This window comes from Arthrobacter sp. HMWF013, from assembly GCF_003061105.1.
Lineage (GTDB): Bacteria > Actinomycetota > Actinomycetes > Actinomycetales > Micrococcaceae > Arthrobacter.
The window spans coordinates 1-4,998 of sequence record NZ_QAIQ01000447.1; the positions used below are offsets into that span (position 1 = coordinate 1).

Genomic DNA, 4,998 nt, shown 5'->3' on the forward strand with positions numbered 1-4,998 from the left:
CCGCGGGCAAAGATGGCGACGGCGATGAACGGTGCCGAGCCTTCTTCAGTGGGCCCGGGGTTGACCGTGGTGAACGTGAAAACTCCGGAGTTGCCCACGGAGCTGCGGCCGAATCCCGTGAAGGTGTAGCCGTCGCGGACCAGCGAACCGGTCCGGTCCACCACTTTGCCTTCCGAGTCCGGCTGCCAGATTTCCAGGATGGCGTCCGGGACGGTGGCACCGGAGCCGTCGTACACGGTGCCCTGCAGGCGGATGGAGCCGGGCGAGCCGGGGGCCAGCAGTTCGCGGTCCTTTTCGTAGGGGAGGGCGTAGCCAAAGAAGGGGCCCACCGTCTGGCCTGGCGTGGGGGTGAGTTTGGTCTGGTTGCTCATCTGCCTATGCCTCATCGCCTTCTGCGCCAAGCGCTTCGTTCTCGGTCCAGGTCCGCTTGGGACCGGTCAGGACGATGTCCCAGTTGTAGCCCAGGGCCCACTCGGGCTCGGTGAGGTTGTGATCGTAGTCAGCCACGAGGCGGTCCCGGGCATCCTGGTCCACGATGGTCTGGTAGATCGGGTCCAGCGGGAAGAGCTGGTCCCCGGGGAAGTACATCTGGGTGATGATGCGCTGGGTGAACTCGGTTCCGAACAGCGAGAAGTGGATGTGCGCCGGACGCCAGGCGTTCAGGTGGTTCTTCCAGGGGTAGGCGCCGGGCTTGATGGTGGTGAACCGGTAGGAGCCGTCCGGGCCCGTGATGCAGCGGCCGACGCCGGTGAAGTTGGGATCCAGCGGGGCCGGGTGCTGATCGCGCTTGTGGATGTAACGGCCGGCAGCATTGGCCTGCCAGATCTCCACCAGCTGGCCGGCGACAGGCCGGCCGTCGCCATCGAGCACACGCCCGGCAACAATGATCCGCTCGCCCTGCGGCTCGCCGTTGTGCTGGATGGTCAGGTCCGATTCCAGGGCGTGGACGTCCTGGTGGCCGAACGCCGGCGAGTACAGCTCGATGGTCTCCGGATCGGCGTGGTGCAGGTCCTTGGTGGGGTGCCGCAAGATGCTGCTGCGGTACGGCGGGTAGTCCAGCCGCGGCTGCACTTCGGCCGGGGTACCGCCCTTCAGGGCCTGGGCATAAGCCTCCCCGATGGACTTGATCTCTGCACTGAGATCCTGCTGCGTCTCCACTGCTGCGTCCAGGGGGGCGTGTCCTGCCTTCGGTTCTGCAGGGGGTACAAGCTCATCCGTTTCAAGCTCGGCTTTGGTTTCTTGCGTCACGGCTGGCTCCTCTCGTTTCTGTTCGGTGTGCGGTACTGCTCTGTGGATGGGTCAGATCGGTGTGGGCGGGATCAGGTGGTGCGGCTTAGTTGGTCGTACTGAACGGCGTGCCGCACGGGCGCATTGGGTGCGCCGTAGCCGTCGTAGGCTCCGCGTCGTTCCACCATTTCGAAGAACACGCTGCCCACGGTGGCGGTGTAGAAGTGCAGGAACTCGCCGTCGGCGTCGCGGTCATAGAGGAGGTTCAGTTCCTGCAGCGTGGCCAGGAAATCCGGGGCCAGGCCAAAACGGGCGTCCAGGTCCTCGTAGTAGTTGGCCGGAATCTGCAGGAACTCCAGGCCGCGGGCTTGGCAGTCCCGGGCGGTGGCCACGAGGTCATCCACGGCGAAGGCGATGTGTTCCTGGTACGTCCTGCGCGCGCCTGTCCCAGCGGCTGACCCGGGTCCGGAGGCGCCGTCCTGCTGCATCAGCGGGGCGAGGTTCAGCACAAGCCGCACCGAACGGTCCCCGGTGAGCATGACCTGCGAGCGCACCAGACCGGTGGGGCTGGGAACCTCGGCGAACGGCTGCGGCTCCAGGGCCAGCGCGCTGGTGTAGAACAGGACGGCTTCGTCGAAGTGCTGCCAGGGCTGGGCCAGGTTGACGTGGTCAATCACGGCCGTGGCGCCGGCTGCCGGCACCTCGAGGCCTTCGCCAAACTCGCGCGTCCAGGCTGCGGTGCCGTCGGGGCTGCCCTGGCACAGGAAAATTTCGGTGGAGTCCGGGGCTGCGAAGCCCTGGAAAATCTCCTCGTTGGCCTGTGTCTTCCGCGGGACCGCGGGGGCCTTCAGTTGCTGGGCGCGGGCGGCGGCAATCACCGGAGATTCGACGTCGAACCCCAATGCGGCGATGGCCGGCTCGGCGTGCGTGGCAGCCTGCTCGTTGATGATCACCCGCGCGTGGCCCATGGACCAGAGCTGCACGTCCTTGGTGCGGTGCCGGCCGTTGAACTCGAAGCCCAGCTGGCCCAGGACCGTTTCGAGGACTTTCGAGTCAGCGGCCCGGACCTCGGCGAAGTTGTATCCCGCCGGCTCGGCAACCTGGGGCAGGGTGGCCAGTTCCATGGGATAACGACGGCGGCCCGGGGCCTTCGAAGCTGCGGCACCATTGCCGGCGGCGTTGGCGGCTGCCAGTACAGGGGCGTTGGCGTCCAGCCACTTGGCGCTCTGTTCCTCCAGCCAGATGAGCGAGCGCATGGCGTCAACGGCGGTGCGCTCCACGTCCGACTGGCGGAAGACATCGTTGAAGATCTCCAGCGACACCGGTCCGCTGTAGCCGGCCCGGATCACGTGGCCCATGAACTTGGCCAGCTCGAACTGACCTTCGCCCGGGAACACCCGGTAGTGCCGGCTCCAGGACAGCACATCCATGGAGAGTTTGGGCGCGTCGGCAACCTGGACGAAGAAGATTTTCTCCGGGTTGAAGGCTTCGATGGGAGCGGTGTCCCAGTTGCGGGAAAGGATGTGGAACGAATCCAGGCAGGTGCCCAGGCTGGGGTGGTCCACCGCTTCCACCAGCTTGTGGGCATGTTCGTAATCGCTGACGTATTTGCCCCAGGCCAGGGCCTCATAGGCAACCTTGACGCCATGGTCCCCCGCGAGGGCTGCCAGGCGGCCCAGCTGTTCGGCGCGGAGGTCGTCGCTGTCGATGCTGGCCGTGGCCACGTTGGAGCAGACCAGGATAGTGTCCATGCCGAGCCGCTCCATGAGCTTGAATTTGGCTTCGGCCCGGCGCAGGTTGGCGGCGAGGAGGTCCTCTTCCACGCTGTCGAAATCGCGGAAGGGCTGGTACAGGTCCAGCGTCAGGCCAAGGTCTGCGGCCATTTTCCGGACGTCCTCCGGCGCGAGCGGCGAGGTCACCAGGTCCTGCTCGAAGATTTCGATGCCGTCAAAGCCCGCGATGGCGCAGGCCTGCATCTTCTCCTTCAGGGTGCCGGAGAGGCAGACGGTGGCGATTCCGGTGCGCATCAGGCGGCCACCTCTTCAGCGGCCACAAGCTCCAGGAAGTGGCCGCGCATGCGGTCAGCGTCGGCCGTCAGCCCTGTGAAGATCCGGAATGCATCCGCAGCCTGGCCAACAGCCATCCGCCCGCCGTCCAGGACTTCGCAGCCCTTGGCCCGGGCAGCCAACACCAGTTCGGTCTCGATGGGACGGTAGACGATGTCCGCCACCCAGTGCCGTGGTTCGAGCAGATCAAGATCCAGCGGAGCTCCCGGGTGGGCGGCCATTCCTACCGGCGTGCAGTGCACCAAACCGTCGGCCAGGGGCATCAGCTGCGGCAGCTCCGCCGTCGTACGCGCCGTGACGGTGCGGCCCGGGAAGAAGCCGGCCAGTTCCCCGGCGCGCGCCGCGGCGCGGGCGGGATCGACGTCCACCAGGTCCAGTGCCTGAACTCCGGCGGTCAGCAGGGCGTAAGCGACGGCGGAACCGGCACCGCCGGCGCCGAGCTGGACCACCCGGTCAAGTTTCGCTCCCGGCAGTCCGGAGGCAAGGGCGGAGGCGAAGCCGGAAAAGTCCGTGTTGTGGCCAATGAACCGGCCGTCCTCGATCACAACGGTGTTCACGGCGCCCAGCTTGAGGGCGTCCGGGGAAACCTCATCCAGGTGCTGGAGTACAAGCTGTTTGCAGGGGTGGGTGATGTTCAGGCCGTTGAAGCCGAGGCTGCGGGCGCTGTTGAGCAGGTCGCCCACAGCTTCACCGGTCAGTCCGAGCTCCAGCAGGTCGATGGGGCGGTAGAGATAGCGCAGGCCCTGCACATCACCTTCGCGTTCGTGCATGGGCGGGGTGAGTGACGGCATCACGCCATCGCCGACCAGTCCCACGAGGTAGGACTCAGTTCGATTGCTCATCCGGGCAGCTCCTTTGGTACGGCACCTGGCGGGCGGCGTCGCACTGGGCGGACGCGGCGGGCCGGTGATAGGGATTACAGTACAACACTTGTTCACTTCTCGCACTCTTGTTCGGCATACGAACATAGAATGTTGGCGGGGGTTGTTGACGGCTCCGGGTCCGGCGCGGCGCTGACTCCCGGTCCGGGCCCCCGCATCACCGCTGCGGCAGTCGCGCGGCCAGCTCGGCGGCAGCTTCCTGCAGCAGGGGGACGTGCGCCAGGAGGGCCTCCATGCTGAGGCGGAAAACCGGCACGGCAGTGGCCAGGGAGGCGAAGGCGTGGCCCTGGGAATTGAGGAGCGGCACAGCCACGGCGCGCATCCCGTTCTCGTTTTCCTCATCCATGACTGCGAAGCCCTGCCGGCGCACCTTCTCCATTTCCGCGCGGAAGACCCCGCGGTCGGTGATGGTGTGCTCGGTCAGCGGCTCGAGTTCCAGCTCTTCGATGAGGCTTTCACGCTCCGCATCCTCGGCGAAGGCCACCAAGGCCTTGCCAACCGCGGTTGCGTGCAGTGCACCCAGATGACCGGGATCACTGGTCACACGGAAGGTTTGCGGGCCGTCCACCTTGTTCACAGTGAGGTGGTGACGGCCGTCGCGGACGCTAAGGATGGTGGCCTCGCCCGTCTGCTCTGTCACGCGCCGCAGGACCGGCATGGCCGTACCGGCGAATCCATGGTGATTGGAGACCCGCTGGCCCAGCTGGAAGATCCGGAGGCCCAGGTGATAGCGGCGGCCATCCGGCTCATAGTCCACAAATCCGTCCCGGGTCAGGGAACCCAGGAGCCGATAGGTAGTGCTGAAGGGAAGCTCGGCACGGCGG

The 4,998-nt window shown here is 66.4% G+C and carries 5 protein-coding genes; all 5 read right to left on the reverse strand.

What is annotated here, in order from left to right; all coding sequences use genetic code 11:
* Positions 1-371: dioxygenase family protein (locus DBR22_RS16070; RefSeq protein ID WP_441296247.1), on the reverse strand; the 371-nt coding region annotated here is incomplete at its 3' end.
* A gap of 4 nt (positions 372-375) precedes the next feature.
* On the reverse strand, positions 376-1,248 hold the full coding sequence (gene pcaH / locus DBR22_RS16075) for a protocatechuate 3,4-dioxygenase subunit beta (protein WP_108599842.1): 873 nt from the start codon (positions 1,246-1,248) through the stop codon (positions 376-378).
* A gap of 71 nt (positions 1,249-1,319) precedes the next feature.
* Positions 1,320-3,254 carry a bifunctional sugar phosphate isomerase/epimerase/4-hydroxyphenylpyruvate dioxygenase family protein gene (locus tag DBR22_RS16080; protein ID WP_108599843.1) on the reverse strand — a complete coding sequence of 645 codons (1,935 nt, stop codon included), beginning with the start codon at positions 3,252-3,254 and terminating at the stop codon, positions 1,320-1,322.
* Positions 3,254-4,135, reverse strand: coding sequence for a shikimate dehydrogenase (locus DBR22_RS16085; RefSeq protein WP_108599844.1), 882 nt, complete (start codon positions 4,133-4,135; stop codon positions 3,254-3,256). The genes DBR22_RS16080 and DBR22_RS16085 overlap by 1 nt, the downstream gene beginning before the upstream one ends.
* A gap of 196 nt (positions 4,136-4,331) precedes the next feature.
* Positions 4,332-4,998 (reverse strand): IclR family transcriptional regulator (locus DBR22_RS16090; protein WP_108599845.1); only part of this gene is annotated, 667 nt, incomplete at its 5' end.